The following is a 25,556-nucleotide window of genomic DNA, read 5'->3' on the forward strand; positions in this document are numbered from 1 at the left end:
CTCCGGAATGGGTGGTTGTTGGTCCCGTGTGTTAACGGCAAATGCCCGAGTGGCTTGAGAAGTCGAGCTTCTGCGAACGGCGCTTTCCGCGCCGGCCATCCGTTTTTCGCATACCAGCCTTTCCAATTTGTGATTTTACGATGGCATATCGGCTTCCTATACTCGCCCGGAAAACGTACCGATGAAGTACCGATTCCGGAGACAGACCCGCCATGAACGCCCCAGACCGCGCCGCCGTAGACGCCGCATCGCTAGCCGCATCCGTTTCGCTCGACGATAAATACACGCTGGAAAAAGGCCGCGTCTACATCAGCGGCACGCAGGCGCTGGTGCGCCTGCCCATGCTGCAAAAGGCGCGCGACCGCAAGGCCGGCTTGAACACCGCGGGCTTCATCTCGGGCTATCGCGGCTCGCCGCTAGGCGCGCTCGACCAGTCGCTCTGGAAGGCGAAAAAGCATCTCCAGGCGCACGATGTCGTGTTCCAGCCGGGCGTGAACGAAGACCTCGCCGCCACCGCGGTATGGGGCACGCAGCAGATCAACCTCTGGCCCGGCGCGCAGCGCGACGGCGTGTTCGGTATGTGGTACGGCAAGGGCCCCGGCGTCGACCGCACCGGCGACGTTTTCAAGCACGCCAACTCGGCGGGCAGCGACGCGCGCGGCGGCGTGCTCGTGCTCGCGGGCGACGACCACGCGGCGAAGTCGTCGTCGGTGGCGCATCAGTCCGAACACGCGCTCATCGCGGCGGGCATTCCCGTGCTCTATCCGGCGAACGTGCAGGAGTATCTCGACTACGGTTTGCACGGCTGGGCCATGAGCCGCTACTCGGGTTTGTGGGTCGCCATGAAGTGCGTAACCGACGTGATCGAATCGACCGCGTCGATCGACCTCGACCCGGACCGCGTGGAAATCGTCACGCCCGCCGACTACACCATGCCCGAAGGCGGCCTCAACATCCGCTGGCCCGACACGCCGCTCTCTCAGGAGGCGCGCCTGCTCGACGAGAAGTGGTACGCCGCGCTCGCCTACGTGCGCGCGAACCGTCTGAACCGCGTGGTGATCGATTCGCCGCGCGCCCGCTTTGGCATCATGACCGCGGGCAAGGCGTATCTCGACGTGCGCCAGGCGCTCACCGACCTCGGCCTCGACGATGAAACCTGCGCGCAGATCGGCGTGCGCGTGCTCAAGGTGGGCTGCGTGTGGCCGCTCGACGCGCAGGATGCTCGCGGCTTTGCTACGGGGCTCGAAGAGATTCTCGTGGTCGAGGAAAAGCGCCAGATTCTCGAATACGCGCTCAAGGAAGAGCTATACAACTGGCGCGAGGACGTGCGCCCCAAGATCTACGGCAAATTCGACGAGCGCGACAACGAAGGCGGCGAATGGTCGGTGCCGCGCGGCAACTGGCTGCTGCCCGCGCACTATGAACTTTCGCCCGCGCTGATCGCCAAGGCCATTGCGCGGCGTCTCGCTCGCGCCGATGTACCCGAGGAAGTCCGCGCGCGCATGCTTGCGCGCGTGGCGATCATCGAGGCGAAGGAGCGCGAGGCAGCGAAGCCGCGCGTGACGGTCGAGCGCAAGCCGTGGTTTTGCTCGGGCTGTCCGCACAACACTTCGACGAATGTGCCCGAAGGTTCGCGCGCGCTGGCGGGCATCGGCTGTCACTACATGTCGATGTGGATGGACCGCAAGACCGAAACCTTCAGCCAGATGGGCGGCGAGGGTGTGGCTTGGCTCGGCCAGATGCACTTCTCGGGCGACAAGCACGTGTTCGTGAATCTCGGCGATGGCACGTACTTTCACTCAGGACTGCTGGCGATTCGCGCGGCGATCGCGTCGAACGCCAACATCACCTACAAGATTCTCTACAACGACGCGGTCGCGATGACGGGCGGCCAGCCCGTGGACGGCGTGCTCACCGTGCCGCAGATCGCGCATCAGGTGCATGCCGAAGGCGCGAAGCGCATCGTCATCGTGACGGACGAGCCGCAAAAGTACGACGCCAATATCGTGCTGCCGGCAGGCGTGGATGTTCACCATCGCGACCAGCTCGATAGCGTGCAGCGCACCTTGCGCGATACGTCGGGCACCACCGTGCTGATCTACGACCAGACCTGCGCGACTGAAAAGCGCCGCCGCCGCAAGCGCGGCGCGTATCCGGACCCGGCGCGCCGCGCGTTCATCAACGACGCCGTGTGCGAAGGCTGCGGCGACTGCTCGGTGCAGTCGAACTGCCTCTCCGTCGAGCCGCTCGACACGCCGCTCGGGACGAAGCGCAAGATCAACCAGTCGTCGTGCAACAAGGACTTCTCGTGCGTGAAGGGCTTTTGCCCGAGCTTCGTGACGGCCGAGGGCGCGCAGTTGCGCAAGCCGCGCGCAGCGAATGTGTCGAGCGCCGCATCGATCGATTTCGACGCGTTGCCCGTGCCTGTGCTCCCGCAACTGGCGAAGCCGTACGGCATTCTCGTAACGGGTGTGGGCGGCACGGGTGTCGTGACCATCGGCGGGCTGATCGGCATGGCCGCGCATCTTGCGGGCAAGGGCGTAACCGTGCTCGACATGGCCGGGCTTGCGCAAAAGGGCGGCGCCGTGCTGAGCCATGTGCAGGTGGCGGCGACGCCCGCCGCTTTGCACGCCACGCGTATCGCCACCGGCGAGGCGCGCCTCGTGATCGGCTGCGATGCGATCGTCTCCGCTTCGGGCGACGTGCTCTCGCGCACCCAGCATGGCGTGACCGTTGCGGCGATCAACAGCGGCGCGACGCCTACTGCGGAATTCGTCAAGAATCCTAAGTGGACGTTCCCGGGCACGCAAACCGAGGCTGAACTGCGCGCGAGCATCGGCGAGGGCTGTGCGTTCGTGGACGCCAATGCGCTCGCGCTCGCCTTGCTCGGCGACACGATCTACAGCAATCCGCTGCTGCTGGGTTACGCGTGGCAAAAGGGCTGGCTGCCGCTCGAACTCGCGCATCTGCGGCGCGCGATCGAACTCAACGCCGTGGCCGTGGAGAAGAACCAGCAGGCGTTCAACTGGGGGCGCTACGTCGCGCATCATGGCGAGGCTGTCGTGCGCGCACTGACCAAAACGCCGGCAGAGCCACAGGCCATCGTCTTGCAAATGCCCGAGTCGCTGGACAAGGTGATCGCCGCGCGCGAGGCGTTGCTCACGGCGTATCAGAACACCGCGTATGCGCAGCAATATCGCCGCGTGGTGGAGCGCATTCGCGTGAAGGAGACCGAACTTGGCGGCGACGCGAAGCTGCCGCTCACGCGCGCCGTTGCCGTGAATCTCGCGAAGCTCATGGCCTATAAAGACGAGTACGAGGTCGCGCGTCTTTATGCCGATCCCGCGTATCTGGAGAAACTGCGTGCGCAGTTCGAAGGCGAGCCGGGTCGTGACTACAAGCTGAACTTCTGGCTTGCGCCGCCGCTCATCGCGAAGCGCGACGAGCACGGCCATCTCGTGAAGCGCCGTTTCGGTCCGTGGGTGCTGCCGGTGTTGCGCACGCTGGCCCGCATGAAAGGGCTGCGCGGCACGGCGTTCGACGTGTTCGGCAAGACGGAAGAGCGTCGCGACGAACGCCGCTCGATCGCACAATACGTGGCGCTCGTGGACGAGTTCTGCGCAAGCCTTAACGCGCAGCGCCTGCCCGCCGCACTGCAACTCGCGGCGCTGCCCGATGAAATTCGCGGCTTCGGCCACGTCAAGGCGCGCAATCTCGCTGCGACAGAAAAGAAGAAGGAGCGCTTGCTGGCGGACTACCGCACGCCCGCCGGGCAGCGCGCCACGGCGTAAGAAGCGATCAGGGGATCAAGCGCCTGCCGATCAGGCGCGGCAGGCGCAGCGCGAACCCGCTCACGAGCCGCAGATGCATGCCCGCGAGCAGCAGGTTGTCGCGCACGTAGTTGAAGTGCGAAACGCCGCCTTCATCGGCGCCGAAGTAGCGCACCGGCGCTTCGATCTGGATGGGCCGCACGCCGGCCCAGCACAGGCGCACGGCGGCTTCGGGATCGAAGTCGAAGCGGCGCATCCACGTCTGGCGCTGCATGATCGCCTTGAGCGGCGCGATCGGGTACACGCGAAAGCCGTAAAGCGAATCGCCGATGCCGGCCCACAGCGTTTCGAAGTCGGCGAAGAAGTTCGAGAGGCGCCGTCCCTGCACGCGCAGTTGCGGCGCGCTCGCGTCGAACTTCGGCCGGCCCAGCACCATGGCTTCGGGCGCGGCCTGCGAGGCGGCCATGAATTCGGGAATCAGCGTGGCGGGGTGCTGGCCGTCGGAGTCCATCGTGAGCACGTGCGTAAAGCCGCGCGCCGCGGCGGCTTCGAGCCCCGCGAGCACCGCGCCGCCCTTGCCCCGGTTGTCGGGCAGCACGATCACGTGCAGGCCAGGGTCGTCGTTGGCCATCGCCTGCAGGCGCGCGGCGCTGCCGTCCGTGCTGCCGTCCACCACCACCCACACGGGGTTCCATTGCGCGCGTGCGCCGCGCACCGTCTCCTCGAGCTTGGCGCCCGGGTTGTAGCTCGGGATCAGGACGAGATGCGTGGACGAAGGCGTGGACATGGCAGCGGGCGCTTCGGCAGCGTGAGACCCTGAAAAAATTTTAGGTCGCGCCGCCGCGCGCGCATAACCGTTCCGCTTTGCGTCGAAGGGTTGCACAGACACTCGTATTTCCTCAGAGGATGCAGCAGCGGAAAACGCGCCGCGTGTTCAGGCCAGGCCGCCGTTGATCGAGAGCACTTGCCCTGTCACGTAGGCGGCCGCGTCGGACACCAGGTACGCCACCATGCCCGCGACTTCCGCGGGCTGGCCGGCGCGCTGCGCGGGCACGAGCTGCTTGATGCGCTCGGCGGGAAACGCGTGCTCCGCCATGGGCGAAGCGATGATGCCGGGCGCCACGGCGTTCACGGTGATGCCGCGCGAAGCCAGCTCCAGCGAGAGCGATTTCGTCGCGCCGATCAGCCCGGCCTTCGCGGCCGCATAGTTCGCCTGGCCGCGATTGCCCATCACGCCCGCAAGCGAGGCAATGTTGACGATGCGCCCGTGGCGCGTGCGGATCATCGGCATGAGAAGCGGCTGCGTCACGTTGAAAAAGCCGTTGAGCGAGACGTCGATCACACGGCGCCATTGCTCGCGTCTCATGCCCACGAGAGGCGCGTCGTCGTGAATGCCCGCGTTGTTCACGAGGATCTGCACGGGGGCGTCTTCCACGAGGCGCGTGAGCGCGGCTTCGGCCGCGTCGGCGTCGGTCACGTCGAAGGCAATGGCGTGCGCGCTGCCGCCCGACGCGACGATGCGCTGCGCGACGGCTTCGGCCTCGGCCAGACGCCGGTTCGCGTGCACCCAGACCTCGTGGCCCGCTTGCGCGAGCGCAACGCTGATGGCCTGCCCGAGTGCGCCGCTGCCGCCCGTCACGAGTGCACGCATGCGTTTTCCTCCCTCAGTCCTGGCTAGCGCCGGCAGTGATGTCAGCGCACGCGGTGCGCCGCGACGTAGGCGGCGAGCGTACCGAGCGTCGCGAAGATCTTTTCGTTTTCCGGATTGTCCGAGCGCAGCTCGAAGCCGTACTTCTTCGAGATCAGCAGCGCAATTTCCAGAATGTCGATCGAGTCGAGCCCGAAGCCTTCGCCATAGAGCGGGGTGTCGGCGCTCACTTCGTCGAGCGAGACATCTTCCAGATTCAGCTCTTTGACGATCTGCGCGGCGAGCTCTTGTTCCAGTTCGTTCATCATGCGTGGGCTCTCCGGGCGTGCGGGCCATAGCGCCGGCCGCCCGTTTTTAGGGTTCGTTTGATGTAAAAGTTACCAGGATTCTAAGTGAAGGGTATCGGTGCGTATACGGTGGCCCCAGGCGAAAGGGTTACAGAGGGTCGGTGCCAGGCACCGCGCATTTTTGGGATCGGAACGCGCGAGATGCTTGCGCGGCGTTGGGCCTGTCTGGATCGGACAAATGCCTTGCCGGGCGCGATTCCGAACATTCAGTTACAAACCGGCGGCTGGCAGAACAGGTGATCGGGTCCCGCCAATCTTAAAATGTGCGTGCCTGAACATGCTTGCAAGAAACCGGCCCGAAAATTGCATTTCCTATGATGATTCACGGCGCTTGCCGCACCCTACGATTCACTTACGCCTGATTTGCGATCTCATTTGCCCTATTTGCCAGATGCCTTCTTCGCTCAGCCATACCGCCTCGGGACGCACCGGGGCAGCTCGCCCGCCGGCGCCGCGCGCACGGCAGGATGGCGCGCGCCTCTTCGGAGGCGGGCGATGAGCGCGGTGGCCGTGGCGGCGCGCGCGACGCTTGGCGTGGCGGCGGTGGCCGGCTGGCAAATCGGCGCGCACTATGCGGTGGCGACGCCGGGCGCGCACGGCTTTGGCCTCGCCATGGCGCTCGTGCCGCCGCTCGCGATCGCGCTGGCCGCCGCCGCGCGCTCGCCGCGCCGGGCGTGGCTGCTGCCGCTCTGGACGCTAGTGGCGCTCGCGCTGTGGCTCATGCGCATGCCGCTTGCTCTCCATTTCGAATGGGGGCTGTATCTGGAGCACGTGAGCTTCAACCTCGCGATGGCGCTGCTGTTCGGGCGCACGCTCGCGGCGGGGCACGTGCCGCTTTGCACGCAGTTCGCGTCGATGATCCATGGCGGCACGCTCCCGCCGGCTGTCGCACGCTATACGCGCCAGATCACGCTCGCGTGGACGCTCTTTTTCGTCGCAATTGCCGGCGTTTCGACGCTGATGTTCGCAGTTGCCCCGATCGTCGCGTGGTCGACGTTCGCTAACTATCTGGCGTTGCCGCTCGTGGCGGTGATGTTCGTGGCCGAGCATGCATTCCGGCGATTTGCGCTGCCGGGCGAGCGAGGGGCCGGCATGCTCGACGCGATTCGTGCATACCGGCAGACGACTCAGCCGGCGACCCAGGCTCGCGCGGAGCATTCCTGATCATGGATGCCGCTCGCCAGCTACTGCAGGAAACAATGCACGAAACAACGCAGGAACCCGTATCAACTGAAGTTATGCAGACTCATCCGCTCGTTTTTCATACGTCGCCCGACCAGGTCGTTGCCTGGCGCGACGGCGCGCCCGTGACAGTGCGCGCGTTCCTCGCCGATGTCACGCGTGTGGCCGCGGCGCTGCCGGCGGGCGGCCACGTGTTCAACGTCTGCCGCGACCGCTACCGCTTCACCGTGGGCCTGTGTGCGGCGCTCGTGTCCGGCCGCATCAGCCTCTTGCCCTCCACGCAGACGCCGGAGTCGGTGCGCCAGCTCCTCTCGTTCGCCCCCGACGCGTTCTGTCTGCACGACGTGCCCGATTGCGCGATCGACCTGCCGCGTTTCGCGTATCCCGATGCGCAGCAGGAAGCCGCAGAAGCCGATGGTGACGCCTCGTTCGTCGTCCCGCAGATCGACGCCTCGCGCGTCATGGCTTACGTATTCACATCGGGCTCCACCGGCGCGCCGGTGCCGCACGGCAAGACGTGGGGCGTGCTCGTGGCGGGCGTGCGCGCCTCGGCCGAGCGCCTGGGCCTGCTCGACGCGCACGACTGCACGATTGTCGGCACCGTGCCGCCGCAGCACATGTACGGTTTCGAAGTGACGGTGTTGCTCGCGCTGATCGGCGGCTTTGCGTTCAGCAACCGGCTGCCGTTCTACCCCGTCGATATCCGCGACGAACTCGAAGCGGTGCCGCACCCGCGCGTGCTCGTGACCTCGCCGATCCATCTGCGCGCGCTGCTCGCCACCGGTCACGCGCTGCCGCCCGCCGAACTGGTGCTTTCGGCCACGGCGCCGCTTTCGGAAAAGCTCGCGATCGAAGCGGAAGGGCGCCTGAAGGCGCCGCTCATTGAAATCTACGGCAGCACCGAAACCGGCCAGATCGCGACGCGCCGTACCGCGAAGGGCGCGACGTGGGAGTTGTTCCCGAAGGTTCGCTTCGAAGCGCGCACTGACCCGCGCGAAAGCGCAGCACAAGACGACGAAGGCCCGACGATGTGGGTCTCGGGCGGCCACGTGGAAGAGCCGGTGCCGATGGGCGACGCCATCGAACTGCTCGACGCGCAGCGTTTCCTGCTGCATGGGCGCAAGGCGGACCTCATCAACATCGCGGGCAAGCGCACCTCGCTCGCCTACCTCAATCATCAGCTCAATGCGGTTCCGGGCGTAGTGGACGGCGTGTTCTTCATGCCTGCGCACCTGGAGCACGATGCGCGCACGGGGCACGACGTCGTGCAGCGCCTCGTCGCGCTCGTGGTCGCGCCCACGCTGCCGCTCGCCGATCTGCAGCGTGCGCTGCGCGAGCGCATCGATCGCGCGTTCCTGCCGCGTCCGCTCGTGTTCGTCGACTCGCTGCCGCGCAACGACACCGGCAAGCTTCCGCACGACGTGCTCGCGGCGTTCGTCGCGCTGCATGTGCGCGGCGGCTTCGCACCCGCCACGAAGGCAACGAGCGCCGCTGTGACCAAACCGGCGTCGACGCTTTCGTTCACGATCCCCGCCGATCACCCCGCGCTGCCCGGCCACTTTCCGGGCCACCCGATCGTGCCTGGCGTCGTGCTGCTCGATCACGCGATCGACGCAATCGGCGCCGCGCTGAACCGGCCGTTCGCCACGTGGAAGCTCAGCAGCGCGAAGTTTCTGAGCCCGACCGCGCCCGGCGAATCGCTCGACCTTGCCTGGGACGCTGCGGCGAGCGGCGCGATCCGCTTCACGCTGCGCGCGGGCGCCCGCGATGTCGCGAGCGGCGTCATCAGTGACGAAATGACCGACGTTGCCCGAGCCGAACCGCTCACGCGTGCGAGCGCGCAAACCGGAGCGCAGCCATGACGAAGCGCACCGACTGGGCGAATCAGCAGGAGCGCAGCAACACGCTGCTCCTGCGCATCATGACGTGGCTCTCGCTGCGCCTCGGCCGCCGCGCGGGCCGCGCGCTGCTGCACTTGATCGCGCTTTATTTCGTGCTGTTTTCGCCGCGCGCGTGCGCGGCTTCGCGCGACTACCTGCGCCGCGTGCTGGGCCGCCCGGCGCACTGGCGCGACCTGTACCGCCACGTATTCACGTTTGCGTCGACGATCCACGACCGCATCTATCTGGCGAATGCGCGCTTCGACATGTTCGACGTCCGCCCGCACGGCCATACGCTCGTGGACGAGACACTCGCCAAGGGGCGCGGCGTGTTCCTGATGGGCGCGCATCTGGGCAGCTTCGAGATCGTGCGCGCGCTCGGCCGCACGCGGCCCGACCTGCGCGTGGTCGTGACGATGTACGAAGAGAACGCGCAGAAGATCAACGCGACGCTCGCTGCTGTGAATCCCGCGGCGAAGCCCGAGGTGATCGGGCTCGGCCAGGTCGGCTCGATGCTGAAGGTGCACGAGCGTCTCGACCAGAACTGCATGGTGGGCATGCTCGCGGACCGCACGCTGCTCGCGGACGATGCGGCCACGATGCGTCGTATGGGCTTTCTCGGCGAGCCGGCGGCGTTCCCGCTCGGGCCGCTCTACATGGCCGCGATGCTCAAGCGCCCGGTGCTCTTCATGACGGGCCTGTACCGCGGCGGCAATCGCTACGACGTGCACTTCGAAAAGCTGGCGGACTTCACCGACGTGCCGCGCGAGGCGCGCCAGCGCGCGATCGACGCGGCGCTCGTGCGCTACGTCACGCTGCTCGACCGCTATTGCCGTGCGGCGCCGTACAACTGGTTCAACTACTACGACTTCTGGCAGGGCGGCATGCAGGGCGCGAAAGTTGGCGCACCCGCACCGGCATCGGCCACTGCATCGGCAACCGCCGCGGCCCGCGCGCCGGCGCCGGTGCGCCGCCGCGAGACGCGCCCCCACGCCGAGCTTCCCGTGCGCGAGGTGACCGACGCATGAGCGCGATCCGCCATTGGCCAACCTTGCGAGCGCGCTGCCTGCGTGCGCTGGCGAGTGCCGCTTTCATCGCCGGTTCCATCGTGACGGCAGGCGCGCCTGTCGCGCAGGCACAGGCCGCCGAATCCGCGCAGCCCGCCTGGACGCTCGACCGCCTGATGTCCACGCTCGCGCAACGCAAGTCCGGCCGGGCGACCTTCACCGAGACGAAGTACCTCTCGATCGCCACGCAGCCCGTGGAGTCGTCGGGCACGCTCGTATTCGTCGCGCCCGATCATCTGGAAAAGATCACGCAGAACCCGAAGCCCGAGCATCTCGTGGTGGACGGCGACATGCTGACCGTGCAGCGCGAGAACCACAAATACACGCTGGCGCTCGCGCGCTATCCGGAACTCGGAGCGTTCATCGAGAGCATCCGTGCGACGCTCGCGGGCAATCGCTTCGCGCTCGAGAAGGTGTACAAGGTCGCGCTCGCGGGTGAGGGCGACGACTGGACGCTCACGCTCACGCCGCTCGACTCGCGCATGCGCCGGGTGGTGAGCACGATCACGATAGACGGCACGCGCGACGCGATGCGCAGCGTCGCGATCCAGCAGGCCGACGGCGATCATTCGGTGATGCGCCTGCACGCCCTTTCCGCGGACGCGAACTGATGGACCCGCGCGCACATCCGCTCATCGCACGCAGCTTCGCGCTCGTGCAGCGCCGCGCCGTCGCGGTGTGGCTGCTGTGCCTCGTCGCGTGCGCGGTGGCGATCGGCCGCGCGAATTTCACTGCCGATCTCTCGGCGTTCCTGCCGCGCTCGCCGAGCCCCACGCAGCAAGTGCTCGTCGATCAACTGCGCGATGGTCTCGCTTCGCGGCTCATTCTCGTCGGCATCGACGGCGGTTACGAGAGCACGCGCGCCGAGCTCTCGCGCCGCGTGGCGGCGAGCTTGCGCGCCGACCCGCAGTTCGTGGCGATTCACAACGGCTCGGGCCAGAACGACGCGCGCGACGAGCAGTTCATGTTCGCGCACCGCTATGTGCTCAGCCCCGCGGTCACGCCGCAACACTTCACGGAACAAGGGCTGCACGAGGCGCTGGGCGAGAGCCTCGATCTGCTGACTTCGTCGGCTGGCCTGGTTGCCAAGGACCTGCTGCCGCGCGACCCAACGGGCGAAGTGGCGGCGATGGTCGGCCAGCTCGACAGCGCGGCGCAGCCCGCAAGCCGCGGCGGCGTATGGGCCTCGCGCGACGGCCGCCGCGCCGTGCTCGTGGCGCAGACGGCCGCCGCCGGCTCCGACACCGACGCGCAGGCTCAGGCGATCGACGCCGTGCGCGCGGCCTTTGCCGCCGCCACGCGCACCTTGCCCAATGCTTCGGCCTACCAGGTATCGCTGACGGGGCCGGGCGTGTTCGCGGTCGCCACGCGCGACGCCATCCGCCACGACGTGGAACGGCTCTCCACCCTGAGCCTCGTGCTGATCGTCGCGCTGCTGCTCACGCTGTACCGCTCGCCGCGTACGCTGGCGCTCGGACTGTTGCCGGTGCTATCGGGCGTGGCGGCGGGTATTGCCACGGTTTCGCTCGTGTTCGGCACGGTGCACGGCCTGACGCTCGGCTTCGGCACGACGCTGATGGGCGAGGCGGTGGACTACTCGATCTATCTGTTCGTGCAGTCGTCGCAGGGCGGCCCGCGCAGTGCAGCGCAAAACCGCGACACGATGCGCGCGTGGCTTGCCGCTTACTGGCCGACTATCCGCCTTGGCGTGCTGACCTCGGTGTGCGGCTTCGCGACGATGCTGTTCTCGGGCTTCCCCGGCCTCGTGCAACTCGGGCTCTATTCGATCGCGGGCCTCGTGAGCGCCGCGCTCGTCACGCGCTTCGTGCTGCCGCAGCTTTGCGGCGGGGCGGTGGCGATTCGCGATGTTTCGCGCATCGGCGCGGCGCTCGCGCGGCTCGCGCACGCCGCGCCGCGTTTGCGCTGGCCGCTCGCGGCGCTCGTGGTCGCCTCGGTGGCGTCGCTCTGGTTGCATCGCGACGACCTCTGGAGCCACGAGCTTTCCTCCCTGAGCCCCGTGCCCGCCGCGAGCCAGGCGCTCGACACGCGCCTGCGCGCGGACGTGGGCGCGCCCGACGTGCGCTATCTCGTGGTGATTCCGGCCGCGAGCGAGCAAGCCGCGCTCGAAGGCGCGGAGAAGGTCGGGGCGCAGTTGCAGCCGCTCGTGGACCGTGGCGTGCTGGGCGGCTTCGAGAGCCCGGCGCGTTACCTGCCGAGCGACGCCACGCAGCGTGCGCGCCTCGCGAGCCTGCCCGCAAACGATGTGCTCGCGGCGCGCCTGCAGGAGGCGATCAAGAACCAGCCGGTGGACGTGAGGCCCGACGCGTTCGCACCGTTCCTCGCCGATGTCGACACGGCGCGCAACGCGCCGCTCGTGACGCGCGCGGATCTCAAGGGCACGTCGATGGCGCTCGCCGTCGATGCGCTGCTGACCCAGCGCGACGGCCGATGGAACGCGATGCTCGCCTTGCGCGCGCCGCGCAATTCAGCGGGTGCGCAGGCCGTGAATACGCCGAGCCTCAACGCCAGTTCCGTGAGCGACGCCGTCGCCCGGGCGAACGTGCCTGGCGCGCTCTTCGTCGACATGAAGGCCGAAGCCGACCGTATGTACGTGGACTATGTGCACGAAGACATCCGCCTCTCGCTCGCCGGTTTCGTCGCCATTGTCGTGCTGCTGGCGCTCGCGCTGCGCTCGTTCTCGCGCGCGGCGCGTGCGCTCGCGCCGCTCGTCGCGGCGGTGCTGGTGGTGGCGGCTGGGTTTGCGCTGGCGGGCGTATCGCTCACCATCCTGCACCTCGTCGGCATGCTGCTCATCGTCGCGGTGGGTTCGAACTACGCGCTGTTCTTCTGCAAGCGCGACGACGAAGCGGGCATCACGCCGCGCACGCTCGTCTCGCTGCTCGTGGCCAATCTCGCGACGGTGGCGGGCTTCGGCCTCCTCTCGCTCTCTCATGTGCCGCTGCTCGAAACGTTCGGGCTGACGGTCGGGCCGGGCGCGATGCTCGCGCTCGTGTTCGCGGCGATTCTCGCGCCGCCGCTCGTGCGCAGCAGCGACGAGGTGCACGTGAGCGCCGATTCCCGCGAACAGCGGCAAGCTGCCAGCCCGCGCACCGAACGCGCGCAGATGAGTCACCCGAACGGAGGCCGCGCATGAACTCGGCTTCGCTACCCTCTACGCACGTGACGCCCGTGCCCGCCACGGCGCGCCGCTGGAAACCGTCGCCGTTCATTTGCGGCGCGGCGGCGGTGCACGCGGGCGCGGCCGCCGCGCTGGTCGCGCAGCCGCATGCGTGGCCGTGGGCCGCGGGCAGCGTGGTCGCCTCGCATCTTGCGCTCACCGCCGCGGGCCTGTGGCCGCGCAGCGCGGTGCTCGGCCCGAACTGGACGCGCCTGCCCGAACACGCGGGGCGGCGTATCGCGCTCACCGTCGACGATGGTCCGGACCCCGAAGTGACGCCGCGCGTACTCGACTTGCTTGACCACTTCGATGCGCGTGCAACGTTCTTCTGCATCGGCGATCTGGCGCGCCAGCATCCGCATCTGGTCGAAGCGATCGTGGCGCGTGGCCACGCCGTCGAGAACCATAGCCAGCGTCATCGGCATACGTTTTCGCTCTCGGGGCCAATCGCGATGAAGCGCGAGATCGAGGCGGCGCAGCGCGCGCTCACCGAAATCGCAGGTACCGCGCCGCGCTTTTTCCGCGCCCCGGCGGGCCTGCGCAATCCGTTCCTCGAGCCGGTGCTGTGCGGCCTTGGCCTGCACCTCGCGAGCTGGACGCGGCGCGGCTTCGACACCTGCGCGAAAGACGCCGGCACGGTCACGCACCGTCTGCTCGATGGCCTGGCCGCCCGCGACATCCTGCTCGTGCACGACGGCCACGCGGCGCGCGACGCACGCGGCAAGCCGCTCGTGCTCGACGTGTTGCCGCCGCTTCTGCGCGCCGCCGCCGAAAGCCAGCTGCAGTGGACCACACTGCGTGCGTGCCTCGACGGCCAGACCGGTCAACCCTGATTCCACCGCTGCGACAACGGACCGACTGACGTGAAACCACTCATCCTTTCGCATTTCACCGCTACCAGTTGCCTCGGGCGCGGGCTCGACGCGACGCTCGACGCGTTGCGCGGCAAGCGCGGAGGCCTCGCGCGCTGCGACTTCGCACGCGCGGACCTCGATACGTGGATCGGCGCGGTGGAGGGCCTGGAAAGCGAGACGCTGCGCGCCGATCTCGCGGACTACGCGTGCCGCAATCACCGTCTCGCGCAGATCGGGTTCACGCAGGACGGTTTCGCCGAGCACGTTCAGGCCGCCATCGCGCGTTATGGCGCGGGTCGCGTGGGCGTGTTCGTCGGCACCAGTACCTCGGGCATTCTCGAAACCGAAAACGCCTACCGGCAGCGTGACATGGAAAGCGGCGCGCTCAAGCCGGGCTTCCACTACGCGCAAACGCACAACCCGTTCGCGCTCGCCTCTTTCGTGCGCGCGTACTTCGGGCTGCGCGGCCCGGCCACGTCGATTTCTTCCGCGTGTTCATCGGGCGCGAAGGTGTTCGGCTCCGCGCGGCGCATGATCGAAGCAGGGCTGATCGACGCGGCCGTGGTGGGCGGCGTCGATTCGCTCTGCTTGACGACGCTGTACGGCTTCAATTCGCTCGAACTGCTTTCGCGCGATCCGTGCCGCCCGTTCGACGTGAACCGCAACGGCATTTCGATCGGCGAGGCCGCTGCGTTCGCCTTCCTGGAGCGCACGCCCGACACGCCGGACGACGACGCGATCCTGCTGCTCGGCGTGGGCGAATCGAGCGACGCGCATCACATGTCGTCGCCGCATCCGGAGGGGCTCGGCGCGCGCGCCGCGATGGCGCAGGCGCTTTCCACAGGGCGCGTGTTGCCAGGCGACATCGGATATATCAATCTGCATGGCACGGCCACACCGAGCAACGACGCCGCCGAAAGCCGCGCGATCAACGGCCTGTTCGAGCGCACGCCGTGCAGCTCGACCAAGGGCGCGACGGGACACACGCTCGGCGCCGCGGGCGCGCTCGAAGCCGTGATCTCGGCGCTCGCGCTGCGCCACCGCTTCGTGCCCGCCGGCGTCAACACCACGCAGCCCGACGCCGAACTCGGCCTCGACTACGTGCTGGAAAGCCGCGAGACGCGCGTGGATGCCGCGCTCAGCAATTCGTTCGGTTTTGGCGGCACGAACTGCAGCCTGCTGTTCGGCCGCGCCGACCGCGCACATCACGGATGACCGCCATGAGACTTTCCGCATTCATTGAAAGCGTCGGCGTGATCGGCCCCGGTCTTTCCAACTGGCCGCAGACGGCAGACGTGCTTGCCGCACGCACGCCTTACGCGAGCGCACGCACGGTGCTGCCGCCGCCGGAGGGCTTGCCGGCGGCAGAGCGCCGCCGCACCGGCGCCGTCATCAAGACCGCGCTTGCCGTGGGCCACGAAGCCGTCGCAGCGAGCGGCCGCGACGTGACGACGCTTGCCGCCGTATTCGCGGCCTCGGGCGGAGATGGTCAGAACTGCCACATAATCTGCGACGCGCTGGCGAGCGACGACCGCCTGCTTTCGCCGACGCGTTTTCACAATTCGGTGCACAACGCGCCCGCGGGCTACTGGAGCATCGCCACGCGTGACCGGGCCACGTCGAACGTGCTGTGCGCGCACGACGGCAGCTTCGCGGCGGGTCTGCTCGAAAGCGCGTGCCAGGTGGCCGTGGATGGCGTGCCTACCTTGCTGATCGCCTACGACGCCGATTATCCCGAGCCGCTGCACGCGCTGCGGCCGGTGGCCGATGCATTTGGCGTGGCGTTCGTGCTTGCGCCGCAGGCGAGTGCGAAGACGCTCGCGCGCCTCGACGTGACGCTCACGCAAGCGCTCGCGACGTCGCTCGCCGCGCCGGAACTCGAAGCACTGCGCACGAATAATCCCGCGGCGCGTGTGCTGCCGTTGCTCGAAGCGCTCGCGTGTATGAACACATCCGGGCAGCAAGCCAGCGTGGTCATCGACTACATGCCCGAGTTGCGCGTGCAAATCGACGTGGTGCCTGCTGATGCGATCGGAGAGGGCGCATGACGATGCAAGTGGACCTCGCGGCTGCCCTCGCAAACGTGATCGCCAACGGCGCGACGACCGTGCCGCTCGACCACGCATGGATCGCGGCGCGTATTCCGCACAGCGGCGCGATGTGTCTGCTCGATGGCGTGGAGGCGTGGGACGAAACGCGGATTCGCTGTACGGCGACGAGCCATCGCGATCCGCACAACCCGCTGCGCTCGCGCGGCCGCCTCGCGGCAGTGTGCGGTGTGGAGTACGCGGCGCAGGCTATGGCGGTGCATGGTGCGTTGCTAGGCGCAATGGATGGCGTCGAAGGGGGCCGCCCGCGTGTGGGTTTTCTTGCGAGCGTGCGCAACGTAGTGGCGCATATCGAGCGCCTCGACACGCTCGCCGCGCCGCTCGCGATCGAAGCCGAGCGCTTGAGCGGCGGCGGCAACACGATCCTCTATGGTTTTACGGTGCGCGGCGAGGGCCGCGTGCTGCTTACGGGACGCGCGGCGGTCGTGCTCGACGCGTCCGCAGTCATTCGATGACAACATAAAAGGGAGCCCGATGATGAAATCCAAACGGTTCATACTTGCCGCGCTCGTGCTGGGCATGGCCAGCACGATGGCGCACGCCGATGTTCACGAAGTGAAGGAGAACATCAAGCACGATTCGAAGGAAGCGGCCGCGAAAACCGGCCAGGCTGCGCGGGACTTCGGCCACGCCACCGCGAACGCAGCGAGGACGGTGGGCCACGGCATCGCGCATGCATCGCGCGAAGGCTACGAGGCCACCAAGCGCGCGACCAAGCGCGTGTTCCATAAGGACGGCAGCGGGGAAAGCAGCGAGAAGAGCCAGGCGTAAGGTGTTTTTTCGCTGGGTTTCGGCACTCGTAGGCGTTTACCCGCGCGAGTGCTGAGCCGAAGCGCGCACACCGTCGGCCTGGCGCACTTTCCCGTCCGCGCCCTGTTATTGCTCCGCGCGCTGGCCCGGCGTGTCTCCCCCCCTTCGCTTCAAGATGCCGCCGCCCTTGCCGTTAATGCAGGGGCGGCGTTCTCGCTCGCCTGCTGGCGAGCGGGGCGTCGCGCACCACACATGAGATCGAGCCGGCCGCGGCCACCACACGCACCGCGGCAACAAGAGGGGAAGAAGGTATGGTCTATTCCCAGGCGGCGGGAGCGTTCGACGCAGCGGGATCACGGGGCGGTCAGCCGGAGGTGTCAAAAGAATCGAGCGAGTTCGTCAACGGAACCGATGCGGCGCTCGCCCAGGAGCGCAGCGTATTGCGGCTGTTATCGCGCAGCATGCCGTTGCCGGCGCTGCTGGCGGAGGTTTGCAGCCGCGCCGAGCGCCTTCTGGGCGCGGGCGCGAACTGCGCGATCCTGCAACTGGACGCCGACGGCCGGCGCCTGCGCATCGGCAGCGCGCCGTCCTTGCCGGCGCAGTATCACGCGGCATTCGACGGCACGCCGGTCGGTTCCGGCACGAGTCCTACCGGCACGGCGATCGCCGAGCGGCGCACGGTTTGCGTCGACGACTTCGAGCGTGCGCACGAGTGGGGCGAGTACCGCCGCATCGCGCTCGACAGCGGCCTGCGCGCGGTCTGGACGACCCCGCTCGACGACGACAACGGCGGCGTGCTGGGTGCGCTCGCCGTGTACCAGAACTATCCCTGGCGGCCCACGGCGGCCGAGGAGGCGCTACTGTGCGACATCGCCCGCAGCGTCGCGGCCATGCTCAACCAGCAGACCATTGCCGAGCGGCTCGCGCTGAGCGAGGAGCACCATCGCCTTGTAGTGGACCATCTCAACGAAGGCATCGTGATGCAGGCGCGCGACGACACCGTGCTCGCCTGCAACCGCAGCGCGCGGCGTATCCTGCGCCTGCCCGAGGACGCCATCGGCCTGAGCATCATGCAGGTGATTCCACGCGTGCTCGACGAAAGCGGCAAGCCCCTGCCCACCACGAAGCGCCCGAGCATGCAGGCGCTCGAAACGGGCAAGCCGGTGCTGGGCGTAACGGTCGGCCTCGAACTCGCGGATGGCGAGATCGTCTGGGTCAGCGAGAATGTGCTGCCGATTTTCCGGCACGGCGAAAACGAACCGGTTTCCGTGGTTGTCTCGTTCACGGATATCGGGCCCGTGCGCGAAGCGCAGCAGCAATTGCGCCACCTCGCCACGCGCGACGCGCTCACGGGCCTCTACAACCGCACCTTCCTTGCCGAGCGCATGCACGCGCTGCTGGAGAGCGCGAACGGAACGGCGCGGCCCGCGCTTCTCTTCGTCGATCTCGACGGCTTCAAGAAGGTCAACGACACGGGCGGCCACGAAGCGGGGGACTCGCTCCTGCGCGATGTGGGGCGGCGCCTCACCGGCTGCGTGAGCGAGGCGGACACGCTCGCGCGCGTGGGCGGCGACGAATTCGTGATCGCAGTGCGCTGCTACAAGGAGGTGGACCAACTCGTCGCGCTCGCGCAGCGCGTGCTCGGCGCGATTGCCGCGCCGTTCGCGGTAGCGGGCAACGAGTACTATCTGGGCGCCTCGATCGGCATCAGCCTGTATCCCGACGACGGCCGCAGCGCCGCCGCGCTCATGCGTAACGCCGACTCGGCCATGTACGCGGCCAAGCAGCGCGGCACCAACCAGTTCCAGTTCTTCACGACCGAGCTGCGCCAGCGCCTGCAGCGCCGCTTCCAGATCGAGCGGGGGCTGCGCCGCGCGCTCGCTTCGGGCGAACTGCGCCTCGTCTATCAACCGATCGTGGATGGCGAAAGCGGCCGCATGATCGGCGCGGAGGCGCTGCTGCGCTGGGAGAGCGCGGAGCTGGGCCAGGTCTCGCCCGTGGAGTTCATCCCCGTGGCCGAGGACACCGGCATGATCATCCCGATCGGCCAGTGGGTGCTCGACCACGCGTGCCGCCAGGCCGCGCAGTGGCGGCGCCTCTTCGCGCCCGACTTCGTCATGGCGGTCAACTTCTCGCCGCGCCAGATCGCGGACGGGCTGGTCGAGCAGGTGGAGGGGTGTCTCGCGCGCTCCGGCCTCGCGCCCGACGGCCTCGAAGTGGAGATCACCGAAGGCATTCTCATGAGCGACAGCCAGACCGTACAGCCGCTGCTCCACGCGCTGAACGACATTGGCGTGCGCATTTCGGTGGACGATTTCGGCACCGGCTATTCGTCGCTCGCGTATCTGAAGCGCTTTCCGCTGCACCATCTGAAGGTCGATCGCACGTTCGTGGCGGGCCTGCCCGACAACCGCGACTCCGTGGCGATCACGCAGGCCGTCGTGGCGATGGCGCACTCGCTCGGTATGCGCGTGACGGCCGAGGGCGTGGAAACGCCTGAGCAGGCGTCGTTTCTGCGCTTGCTGCGCTGCGAGCGGCAGCAGGGCTACCTGTTCGGCAAGCCGGTGAGCGCCCAGGCCTGTGCGGCGCTGCTGCGCGAGCATGCTGCCGGCAACGTGCGCGAAGGCGTGTAAGCGTGATCTGATCCAGCACGGTCGTGCTGGATCAGAGGGTTCAAAGGCGGGCTCAAGATTTCCTGCGCCAGGCCGTAGACGATGGCTAGGAGCGGATGCCGCACGCATCACGCCAGAGGAAAAGGACACGAGAGAATCATGGACAGCGGCTTCGCAATCGACGAACGAACCCGCCTGACGAGCACGAACCAGTTCGAGCTGCTGCTTTTCCGTCTCGGCGCGGCGCCGGGCAGCGAGGTTGGCGAAGTCTTCGGCATCAACGTTTTCAAGGTACGGGAAATCCTGAGCATGCCGGCGATCACGCCGATCGCGGCGTCGTCCCCTTACGTGCTGGGCGCGGCGAACATCCGCGGGCAGGTGATGCCCGTGATCGACCTGCCGCGGCTCATGGGCTGCGAGCCGGCCACGGGCCTGAACATCCTGCTCGTGACCGAATTCGCGCGCTCCACGCAGGGCTTCGCGCTCGAAAGCGTGGACGAGATCGTGCGGCTCGAATGGAGCCAGGTGCTGACCGCCGACGTGACGATGGGCAACCGGGTGACGAGTATCGCGCGCCTCGAGAACGACCTCGAGAGCAAGAAGCTCGTGCAGGTGGTGGACGTGGAGCAGGTGCTGCGCGATGTGTTTCCGGCGCAGCACGGCGCGGTGGCGGTGGAGGACGTGGGCGAGCCCGCGATGATTCCGCCGGGCGCGAAGGTGCTCGCCGCCGACGACTCGGGCTTCGCGCGCGAGCTGATCGGGCAGAGCCTCAACGCGCTCGGCGTGGAATACACGATGGCGAAGACCGGCCTTGAAGCGTGGAAGCAGCTCGACGCGATTGCGACGAGCGCGGAACGCGACGGCGTGCGCGCGAAGGATCGCATTGCGCTCGTGCTGACCGACCTCGAAATGCCGGAGATGGACGGCTTCACGCTCACGCGCAAGATCAAGGCGGACCCGCGCACCGTGGATATTCCCGTGGTGATTCATTCGTCGCTCACGGGCACCGCGAACGAAGCGCACGTGAAGAACGCAGGCGCGAGCGGTTATGTCGCCAAGTTCGCCGCCGGCGATCTCGCCGGCGCGATTCGCAGCGCGCTAGCCGGGAAGCCGATTTACGCGTGACGGATGCGGGCTGAAGCTCGCTAACTCACCCAGCCGTTAGCACGCAAACAACCTCCCCAGTTGCGGCTCGCTGTCTTGCACACCCGCGAGCCGCAGCGCATGCCACGCCATCGCATAGTTGCTCGACAGCACCGGTTTGCCGATGGCGGTTTCGATCTCCGGCACGAACGCGGCCACGCGCAGGCTGGTGCAAGAGACAAACACCGCATCGGCATCGTCATGGCGCGCCAGCGTTTCTATCGCACTGCGAATCGATTTTGCTTCGATTCGCGCCACCTCGTTGTCGTCGGCATGCTCGAACGATGCCATGCGCGTGACAGCCACGCCGCGCGCCTCGATGTAGTCGCGCATGAAGTCGTTGATCGTTCGCACGTAAGGCGTGAGCAGCGCCACGCGACGCACATCGAGTGCCTTTAGCGCGGCGAGCGCTGCCGTGATCGGCGTAGTGCAGGCGATGTCTGGCCGTGCCTCGCGAATTCGCGCCGCGACCTTTTCTTCGCCGATCACCATTGAGGCCGACGTGCAGCCGAACGCCACCACGTCGAGGCGCTCGCCTGGCAGCAGCAAGCTCACCGCGGGCGCGATGCGCGCCTCGATTTCCGCGAGGCGCGGCGGCGTGATGTCCGGCGAATTCTCGAGCCGGCTTTCGTAGAACGCTACACCTGGCTGGCGCAACAGGTCGCGCCATTCGTATTCGATCGTGTGGTCGGTGGCCAGCACGACAAGGCCGATCGCGGCGCGGCGGGCAATGCCGCCGTCGAGCGCGAACTCGAGCTTTATATAGGCATCCTCGTGATTCTGCGGCGGTGCGGTAGTGTTCATGTCAGTTCTCGCTGGGCCGCCCCAAGAGTACTGACACCCCGCGGGGGCAGCGACTGCAGGGAGCGTGGGGGTTGTTTTACTTCAGCGTCAATCCCGTCATGTCGAGTTCGGGCTCGCGCCCGGCCATGACGTCGGCGAGCAGTTTTGCGGTGCCGCACGACATGGTCCAGCCCATGTGCCCGTGACCCGTGTTCAGAAAGAAGTTGCGATGGCGCGTGCGGCCGATCAGCGGCGTGCCTTCGGGCGTCATCGGGCGTAGCCCTGCCCAGTAAGACGGCTGCGTGTAATCGGCGCCTTGGGGAAAGAGTTCGCGCGCCGCCTGCATCATCGATGTGTAATCGGCTGGAGTATGGCGCGTGTCGTAGCCGGCGAAATCGGCAGTCGCCGTAAAGCGCAGTCGCGCGCCAAAACGCGCCCATGCCACGAGGTGATTCTCGTCCACGCCGCCCATCTCGGGCGGGCGGTGCTCGGGTCCGCAAGGGAACGTCGCCGAATAGCCCTTCACAGGATAGACCGCGATCCGGTAGCCGAGTGGCCGCGCAAGGATCGGCGACCACGAGCCGAGCGCGAGCACGTAGTCGTCGCCCTGGATCATGCCGGCGCTCGTGCGCACACCAGCAATGCGATCGCCTGAGGCTTCGATGGCCTCGATCGGGGCGTCGAACACGAAGCGCACACCCATACGTTCGCAAACCTCCTTCAGCGCACGCGTGAAGCGGTGGGCGTCGCCGCTTTCATCGCTCGGGCAGTAGATCGCGCCCGCGATGCGCTCGCGCGCGTGGGCGAGCGCGGGTTCGCGTGCGGCGACGGCGGCGGCGTCGAGTGTTTCGAGCGGCAGTCCGTTCTCGACGAGGATCGACATATGGGCGCGGCCGCGCTCAAACGAGGCGGCGTCGCGATAGAGATAGAGCAGCCCGCGGCTGATGCGGTCGTACTCGAGTTGCTCGCGCGCCGTAACCTCTTGCAGTTGATGCTGCGAATAGCGACATAACCGCACCTTGCGCGACGTGTTTTCGCGCGAGCGCGCCTCCGTGCAGTTGAGCAGGAATTGCGCACACCATGCCCACATGTGCGGATCGGCCCTTAGCCGCAGGCGCAGCGCCTGGCCTTCGACGAACAGCGATTTGAGCAGGATTTTCGGCGCGCGCGGCGAGGCCCACGTGTACGAATGCCCCGGTGCGACGAGCCCCGCGTTGGCGAAACTGGTTTCGAGCGCAACGCCCGCGCGCCGCTCGATAACGGTGACGTCGCGGCCGTCGCGCGCGAGATAGTACGCGCTCGTGACGCCTGCTATGCCGCCGCCCAGAACGATGGTCTTCATTCGCGCCCCTCCGTGCGTGTATACAAAGTACCTTCACGCTGCTGCGAGCGCACGCGATTTGTATACGCGCATACCCTATTGCGCGCATACCCTATAGCAGCTAAACGGTTGCATGCATCTATCATGGATAAGTCGTTATGCGCCGGTCCCCACGCAAGCAGCGCGCCATGAGCGCGCGAGACCTGTTGGGCATCGCACTGGACGAATTATTTCGTTTCGCTAACTGACCGCGCGGGCTCGCCTGCGTCGCGGCATCGCCCGGTCGGGTCCACGCTCAGGAGCCGCTCACATGAATCCTCAGAACAATGGCGCGCTGCACGCAACTCTCGCGCTCACGCTTCTTTCGCTTGCCGCGCTAGCGCCTGGTTTCGCACTCGCGCAAACCATCAAGATTGGCGTACCGGTGCCGCTTTCGGGCAGCAGCGCCGCAGCGGGTACGGATATCCTGAACGGCGCGAAGCTCGCGGCCGCGAAGATCAACGCGGCGGGCGGCGTGCTCGGCAAGCAGATCGAACTCGTACCCGAAGACGACGCGTGCGACGCGCAAACGGCGGTCCAGGCTGCGCAAAAGCTCGTGGATGCAGGCGTCGTTGCCGTGGCAGGCGGTTACTGCTCGAGCGCGGCATTGCCCGAATTGACCGCGTTCCACCGCGCGGGCATTCCCTACGTGCTCGATGCCTCGACCAATCCGAAGCTCACGGAAATGGGCTACGACAACGTGTTCCGCACGATTGGCCGTGACGACGAGCAAGGGCCTTTCGCGGCCAGTTTCATGAAGAATTCGCTGCACGTGAAGCGCGCGGCGGTGATCGATGACAACACGACCTACGCAAAGGGTCTCGCGCAGAACACCGTGGAATCGCTCAAGAAGATAGGCGTGGACGTGGTCTACGCCGACTCGATCACGCCGGGCCAGATGGACTATTCGCCCACGCTCACGAAGGTTTCTTCGCTCAAGCCGGACGTGATCTATTACACGGGTTATTTCTCCGAGGCGGGTCTGCTCGTGAAGGAAGCGCGTCAGGTGGGCCTGAAGATGACCTTCATGGGCGGAGACGGCACCAATGACCCGACGCTCATGAAGACGGCAGGCCCGGCCGCCGACGGCATGATCATCACGACCGCGCCGCTCGCGCAGTTCCTCGCGGGCGCGCACGAGTACCTGGATCAGTACAACAAGTCCTATGGTCAGGGGCCGGGGCCGTATTCCGTGTACGAGTACGACGCCGTGGGCGTGACCGCCAAGGCCATCGCCGACGGCAAGTCGGCCAAGCCCGCGGATATCAGCGCCGCGCTGCACAAGATCACGAACTACCCTGGCGCCACGGGAACGATCGGCTTCAATCCGAAGGGCGACCGCAGCCGCGCCGTGTACATCACGGTGGTCGTGCACAACGATCAGTTCGAGCCGTACCAGCGCCAGGATGCAAGCGGCAAGTGGGAAGCGATGAAGTAAGCGCCCCGGGCCGCTCATGAGCACCTTTTTCCAGTTCGTCGTCGAGGGGCTGACGATCGGCTCGTTCTACGCGCTCGTCGCCCTCGGCTATACGATGGTCTACGGCATCATCCGGCTCATCAACTTCGCACACGGGGATCTCTTCATGGTGGGCGCGTTCGTGGGCTGGACCGCGCTCGCCGTGCTCGCGGCCGCTCACCTGCCGCTCGCGCTCGCGCTGTTCGCGGCCTTCGCGGTGGCCATGCTCTCGACCGGCGTGCTTGGCGTGGCGATCGCGCGCGTGGCGTACCAGCCGTTGCTGCGCGCGCCGCGCCTTTCCATCCTCATTACCGCGCTCGCCGTTTCGCTGCTGCTGGAGAATGGCGTGCTGATCGCCTACGGCGCGGGCTTTCGCACGTACCCGCACCTGCTCACGCATACCGGCTTCGAAATTGCGCAGGTTCACATCACGTATGCACAGATCGGCATTGTCGCGGCCAGCATCGCGCTGATGATCGCGCTGTATTTGTTCGTACACCATACGTTCATCGGCACGGCCATGCGCGCGCTCGCGATCGATCAGGACGCGGCGCGGCTCATGGGCATCGACGTCGAGCGGCTCATCCAGCTCACGTTCTTCATCGGCTCGGCGCTCGCTGCAGTCGCCGGCGTGATGGAAGGGCTCTTCTACACGCAGATCAACTTCTTCATGGGCTTCGTTCTCGGACTGCGCGCGTTCACGGCGGCCGTGCTCGGCGGTGTCGGCAATATTCCGGGTGCGATGGTGGGCGGCTTCCTGATCGGCTTGCTGGAAGCGTTCGGCGCGGGCTATGTGTCCTCGCAGTGGACCGACGTGTTCGTGTTCGGTGTGCTGATCGCCGTGCTCGTGGTGAAGCCGACGGGCTTGTTCGGCGAACGCGTTGTCGAGAGGATGTGAGGCATGCGCGCGCGGGCCACGGACACCTCATGGGTCGTTTCCGGCGTGCTGATCGCGTTGGCGATTGCGCTGCCCAAGTTCGCGAGCGGCTATATCGTCGATGTCGGGCTCACCATCATCACCTATGCGATTCTGGGCCTTGGGTTGAACATCGTCGTGGGCTACGCCGGGCTGCTCGACCTCGGTTACGCGGCCTTTTTCGCGATTGGTGCCTATACCACGGCGCTGCTCGAAACGCTGCTGCATTTCTCGTTCTGGGCGACGCTGCCGTTCAGCCTCGTGTTCGCGGGCGCTTCCGGTGTCGTGATTGGCTATCCCACGTTGCGCCTGCGCAGCGATTATCTCGCCATCGTCACGCTAGGCTTCGGCGAGATCACACGCATCGTCGCCACCAATCTCGACACCCATTAGCCGGCCGGAGTCAAGGGCAAAATCACAACCTCGCAAACCAATTGCGCTGAAGAAACAATGTCAGGCTATCTTCAGTTCTATGCTCATGCTCATCGCGCCCGTTTTCTCA

General features: G+C 67.1%; 20 protein-coding genes and 1 pseudogene. 16 read left to right on the top strand and 5 right to left on the bottom strand.

The window, feature by feature from the left end:
• Positions 1-212 precede the first annotated feature (212 nt).
• Positions 213-3,791, top strand: coding sequence for an indolepyruvate ferredoxin oxidoreductase family protein (locus VSR72_RS37555; RefSeq protein WP_342957281.1), 3,579 nt, complete (start codon positions 213-215; stop codon positions 3,789-3,791).
• Positions 3,792-3,798: 7 nt separating this feature from the next.
• Here the strand turns inward: VSR72_RS37555 and VSR72_RS37560 are convergent, their stop codons facing one another.
• The 3 genes from VSR72_RS37560 to VSR72_RS37570 form a co-directional block, all read right to left on the bottom strand.
• Positions 3,799-4,557 carry a glycosyltransferase family 2 protein gene (locus VSR72_RS37560; RefSeq protein WP_342957282.1) on the bottom strand — a complete coding sequence of 253 codons (759 nt, stop codon included), beginning with the start codon at positions 4,555-4,557 and terminating at the stop codon, positions 3,799-3,801.
• A 147-nt stretch (positions 4,558-4,704) separates the two neighbouring features.
• On the bottom strand, positions 4,705-5,421 hold the full coding sequence (gene fabG, locus VSR72_RS37565) for a 3-oxoacyl-ACP reductase FabG (protein ID WP_342957283.1): 717 nt from the start codon (positions 5,419-5,421) through the stop codon (positions 4,705-4,707).
• Positions 5,422-5,462: 41 nt separating this feature from the next.
• A complete protein-coding gene (locus tag VSR72_RS37570; RefSeq protein WP_201700595.1) occupies positions 5,463-5,723 on the bottom strand; it encodes a phosphopantetheine-binding protein in 261 nt (86 codons plus the stop codon).
• A 537-nt stretch (positions 5,724-6,260) separates the two neighbouring features.
• Here VSR72_RS37570 and VSR72_RS37575 point away from each other — a divergent pair.
• The 12 genes and pseudogenes from VSR72_RS37575 to VSR72_RS37630 all read left to right on the top strand — a co-directional run bounded on the left by VSR72_RS37575 (position 6,261) and on the right by VSR72_RS37630 (position 20,521).
• Entirely contained in the window at positions 6,261-6,929 is a 669-nt protein-coding gene (locus VSR72_RS37575) for a hypothetical protein (protein WP_342957284.1), read from the top strand.
• Positions 6,930-7,003: 74 nt separating this feature from the next.
• Positions 7,004-8,809, top strand: coding sequence for an AMP-binding protein (locus tag VSR72_RS37580; protein ID WP_342957285.1), 1,806 nt, complete (start codon positions 7,004-7,006; stop codon positions 8,807-8,809).
• A pseudogene (locus VSR72_RS37585) lies at positions 8,806-9,711 on the top strand (acyl-CoA synthetase); the annotation flags it as partial. The gene VSR72_RS37580 and the pseudogene VSR72_RS37585, both read left to right, overlap by 4 nt.
• Positions 9,712-9,851: 140 nt before the next feature.
• Positions 9,852-10,505, top strand: a complete 654-nt coding sequence (locus tag VSR72_RS37590; protein ID WP_342957286.1) for an outer membrane lipoprotein carrier protein LolA — start codon at positions 9,852-9,854, stop codon at positions 10,503-10,505.
• Positions 10,505-13,048, top strand: coding sequence for an MMPL family transporter (locus VSR72_RS37595; RefSeq protein ID WP_342957287.1), 2,544 nt, complete (start codon positions 10,505-10,507; stop codon positions 13,046-13,048). The genes VSR72_RS37590 and VSR72_RS37595 overlap by 1 nt, the downstream gene beginning before the upstream one ends.
• Positions 13,045-13,905, top strand: a complete 861-nt coding sequence (locus VSR72_RS37600; RefSeq protein ID WP_342957288.1) for a polysaccharide deacetylase family protein — start codon at positions 13,045-13,047, stop codon at positions 13,903-13,905. Before VSR72_RS37595 ends, VSR72_RS37600 begins: the two co-directional genes overlap by 4 nt.
• A 30-nt stretch (positions 13,906-13,935) precedes the next feature.
• The gene (locus VSR72_RS37605) at positions 13,936-15,141 is read left to right on the top strand and encodes a beta-ketoacyl-[acyl-carrier-protein] synthase family protein (RefSeq protein ID WP_342957289.1); all 1,206 of its coding nucleotides are present in this window, start codon (positions 13,936-13,938) and stop codon (positions 15,139-15,141) included.
• A 5-nt stretch (positions 15,142-15,146) separates the two neighbouring features.
• Positions 15,147-15,974, top strand: coding sequence for a beta-ketoacyl synthase chain length factor (locus VSR72_RS37610; protein WP_342957290.1), 828 nt, complete (start codon positions 15,147-15,149; stop codon positions 15,972-15,974).
• Between the two features lie 2 nt (positions 15,975-15,976).
• Complete coding sequence (locus VSR72_RS37615; protein WP_342957301.1) at positions 15,977-16,489, top strand: hotdog family protein; 513 nt, start codon at positions 15,977-15,979, stop codon at positions 16,487-16,489.
• Positions 16,490-16,511: 22 nt separating this feature from the next.
• Positions 16,512-16,805 (top strand): hypothetical protein, encoded by a 294-nt coding sequence (locus VSR72_RS37620; protein ID WP_342957302.1) that lies wholly within the window; start codon positions 16,512-16,514, stop codon positions 16,803-16,805.
• A 290-nt stretch (positions 16,806-17,095) separates the two neighbouring features.
• A complete protein-coding gene (locus VSR72_RS37625; protein ID WP_342957291.1) occupies positions 17,096-19,417 on the top strand; it encodes an EAL domain-containing protein in 2,322 nt (773 codons plus the stop codon).
• A 138-nt stretch (positions 19,418-19,555) separates the two neighbouring features.
• Positions 19,556-20,521: a chemotaxis protein gene (locus VSR72_RS37630; RefSeq protein WP_342957292.1), complete on the top strand. Its 966-nt coding sequence runs from the start codon at positions 19,556-19,558 to the stop codon at positions 20,519-20,521.
• A 36-nt stretch (positions 20,522-20,557) separates the two neighbouring features.
• Here the strand turns inward: VSR72_RS37630 and VSR72_RS37635 are convergent, their stop codons facing one another.
• Positions 20,558-21,343: an aspartate/glutamate racemase family protein gene (locus VSR72_RS37635; protein WP_342957293.1), complete on the bottom strand. Its 786-nt coding sequence runs from the start codon at positions 21,341-21,343 to the stop codon at positions 20,558-20,560.
• A 76-nt stretch (positions 21,344-21,419) separates the two neighbouring features.
• The gene (locus VSR72_RS37640) at positions 21,420-22,664 is read right to left on the bottom strand and encodes a D-amino acid dehydrogenase (RefSeq protein ID WP_342957294.1); all 1,245 of its coding nucleotides are present in this window, start codon (positions 22,662-22,664) and stop codon (positions 21,420-21,422) included.
• Between the two features lie 289 nt (positions 22,665-22,953).
• On the opposite strand from VSR72_RS37640, the gene VSR72_RS37645 reads away from it, so the two are divergent.
• The 3 genes from VSR72_RS37645 to VSR72_RS37655 are packed head-to-tail and all read left to right on the top strand — an operon-like array spanning position 22,954 to position 25,447.
• On the top strand, positions 22,954-24,120 hold the full coding sequence (locus VSR72_RS37645) for a branched-chain amino acid ABC transporter substrate-binding protein (protein ID WP_342957295.1): 1,167 nt from the start codon (positions 22,954-22,956) through the stop codon (positions 24,118-24,120).
• A 16-nt stretch (positions 24,121-24,136) separates the two neighbouring features.
• Positions 24,137-25,036: a branched-chain amino acid ABC transporter permease gene (locus tag VSR72_RS37650; protein ID WP_342957296.1), complete on the top strand. Its 900-nt coding sequence runs from the start codon at positions 24,137-24,139 to the stop codon at positions 25,034-25,036.
• Between the two features lie 3 nt (positions 25,037-25,039).
• Positions 25,040-25,447 (top strand): hypothetical protein, encoded by a 408-nt coding sequence (locus tag VSR72_RS37655; protein WP_342957297.1) that lies wholly within the window; start codon positions 25,040-25,042, stop codon positions 25,445-25,447.
• Positions 25,448-25,556 lie beyond the last annotated feature (109 nt).

The sequence above is a fragment of the Paraburkholderia sp. JHI869 genome (assembly GCF_038900775.1).
Lineage (GTDB): Bacteria > Pseudomonadota > Gammaproteobacteria > Burkholderiales > Burkholderiaceae > Paraburkholderia.

Bases quoted from the DNA above. Each gene is read 5' to 3' on its own strand.
- VSR72_RS37555 (WP_342957281.1), top strand. From the start codon at position 213: ATGAACGCCCCAGACCGCGCCGCCGTAGACGCCGCATCGCTAGCCGCA.
- VSR72_RS37560 (WP_342957282.1), bottom strand. From the start codon at position 4,557: ATGTCCACGCCTTCGTCCACGCATCTCGTCCTGATCCCGAGCTACAAC.
- fabG (WP_342957283.1), bottom strand. From the start codon at position 5,421: ATGCGTGCACTCGTGACGGGCGGCAGCGGCGCACTCGGGCAGGCCATC.
- VSR72_RS37570 (WP_201700595.1), bottom strand. From the start codon at position 5,723: ATGAACGAACTGGAACAAGAGCTCGCCGCGCAGATCGTCAAAGAGCTG.
- VSR72_RS37575 (WP_342957284.1), top strand. From the start codon at position 6,261: ATGAGCGCGGTGGCCGTGGCGGCGCGCGCGACGCTTGGCGTGGCGGCG.
- VSR72_RS37580 (WP_342957285.1), top strand. From the start codon at position 7,004: ATGCAGACTCATCCGCTCGTTTTTCATACGTCGCCCGACCAGGTCGTT.
- VSR72_RS37590 (WP_342957286.1), top strand. From the start codon at position 9,852: ATGAGCGCGATCCGCCATTGGCCAACCTTGCGAGCGCGCTGCCTGCGT.
- VSR72_RS37595 (WP_342957287.1), top strand. From the start codon at position 10,505: ATGGACCCGCGCGCACATCCGCTCATCGCACGCAGCTTCGCGCTCGTG.
- VSR72_RS37600 (WP_342957288.1), top strand. From the start codon at position 13,045: ATGAACTCGGCTTCGCTACCCTCTACGCACGTGACGCCCGTGCCCGCC.
- VSR72_RS37610 (WP_342957290.1), top strand. From the start codon at position 15,147: ATGAGACTTTCCGCATTCATTGAAAGCGTCGGCGTGATCGGCCCCGGT.
- VSR72_RS37615 (WP_342957301.1), top strand. From the start codon at position 15,977: ATGCAAGTGGACCTCGCGGCTGCCCTCGCAAACGTGATCGCCAACGGC.
- VSR72_RS37620 (WP_342957302.1), top strand. From the start codon at position 16,512: ATGAAATCCAAACGGTTCATACTTGCCGCGCTCGTGCTGGGCATGGCC.
- VSR72_RS37625 (WP_342957291.1), top strand. From the start codon at position 17,096: ATGGTCTATTCCCAGGCGGCGGGAGCGTTCGACGCAGCGGGATCACGG.
- VSR72_RS37630 (WP_342957292.1), top strand. From the start codon at position 19,556: ATGGACAGCGGCTTCGCAATCGACGAACGAACCCGCCTGACGAGCACG.
- VSR72_RS37635 (WP_342957293.1), bottom strand. From the start codon at position 21,343: ATGAACACTACCGCACCGCCGCAGAATCACGAGGATGCCTATATAAAG.
- VSR72_RS37640 (WP_342957294.1), bottom strand. From the start codon at position 22,664: ATGAAGACCATCGTTCTGGGCGGCGGCATAGCAGGCGTCACGAGCGCG.
- VSR72_RS37645 (WP_342957295.1), top strand. From the start codon at position 22,954: ATGAATCCTCAGAACAATGGCGCGCTGCACGCAACTCTCGCGCTCACG.
- VSR72_RS37650 (WP_342957296.1), top strand. From the start codon at position 24,137: ATGAGCACCTTTTTCCAGTTCGTCGTCGAGGGGCTGACGATCGGCTCG.
- VSR72_RS37655 (WP_342957297.1), top strand. From the start codon at position 25,040: ATGCGCGCGCGGGCCACGGACACCTCATGGGTCGTTTCCGGCGTGCTG.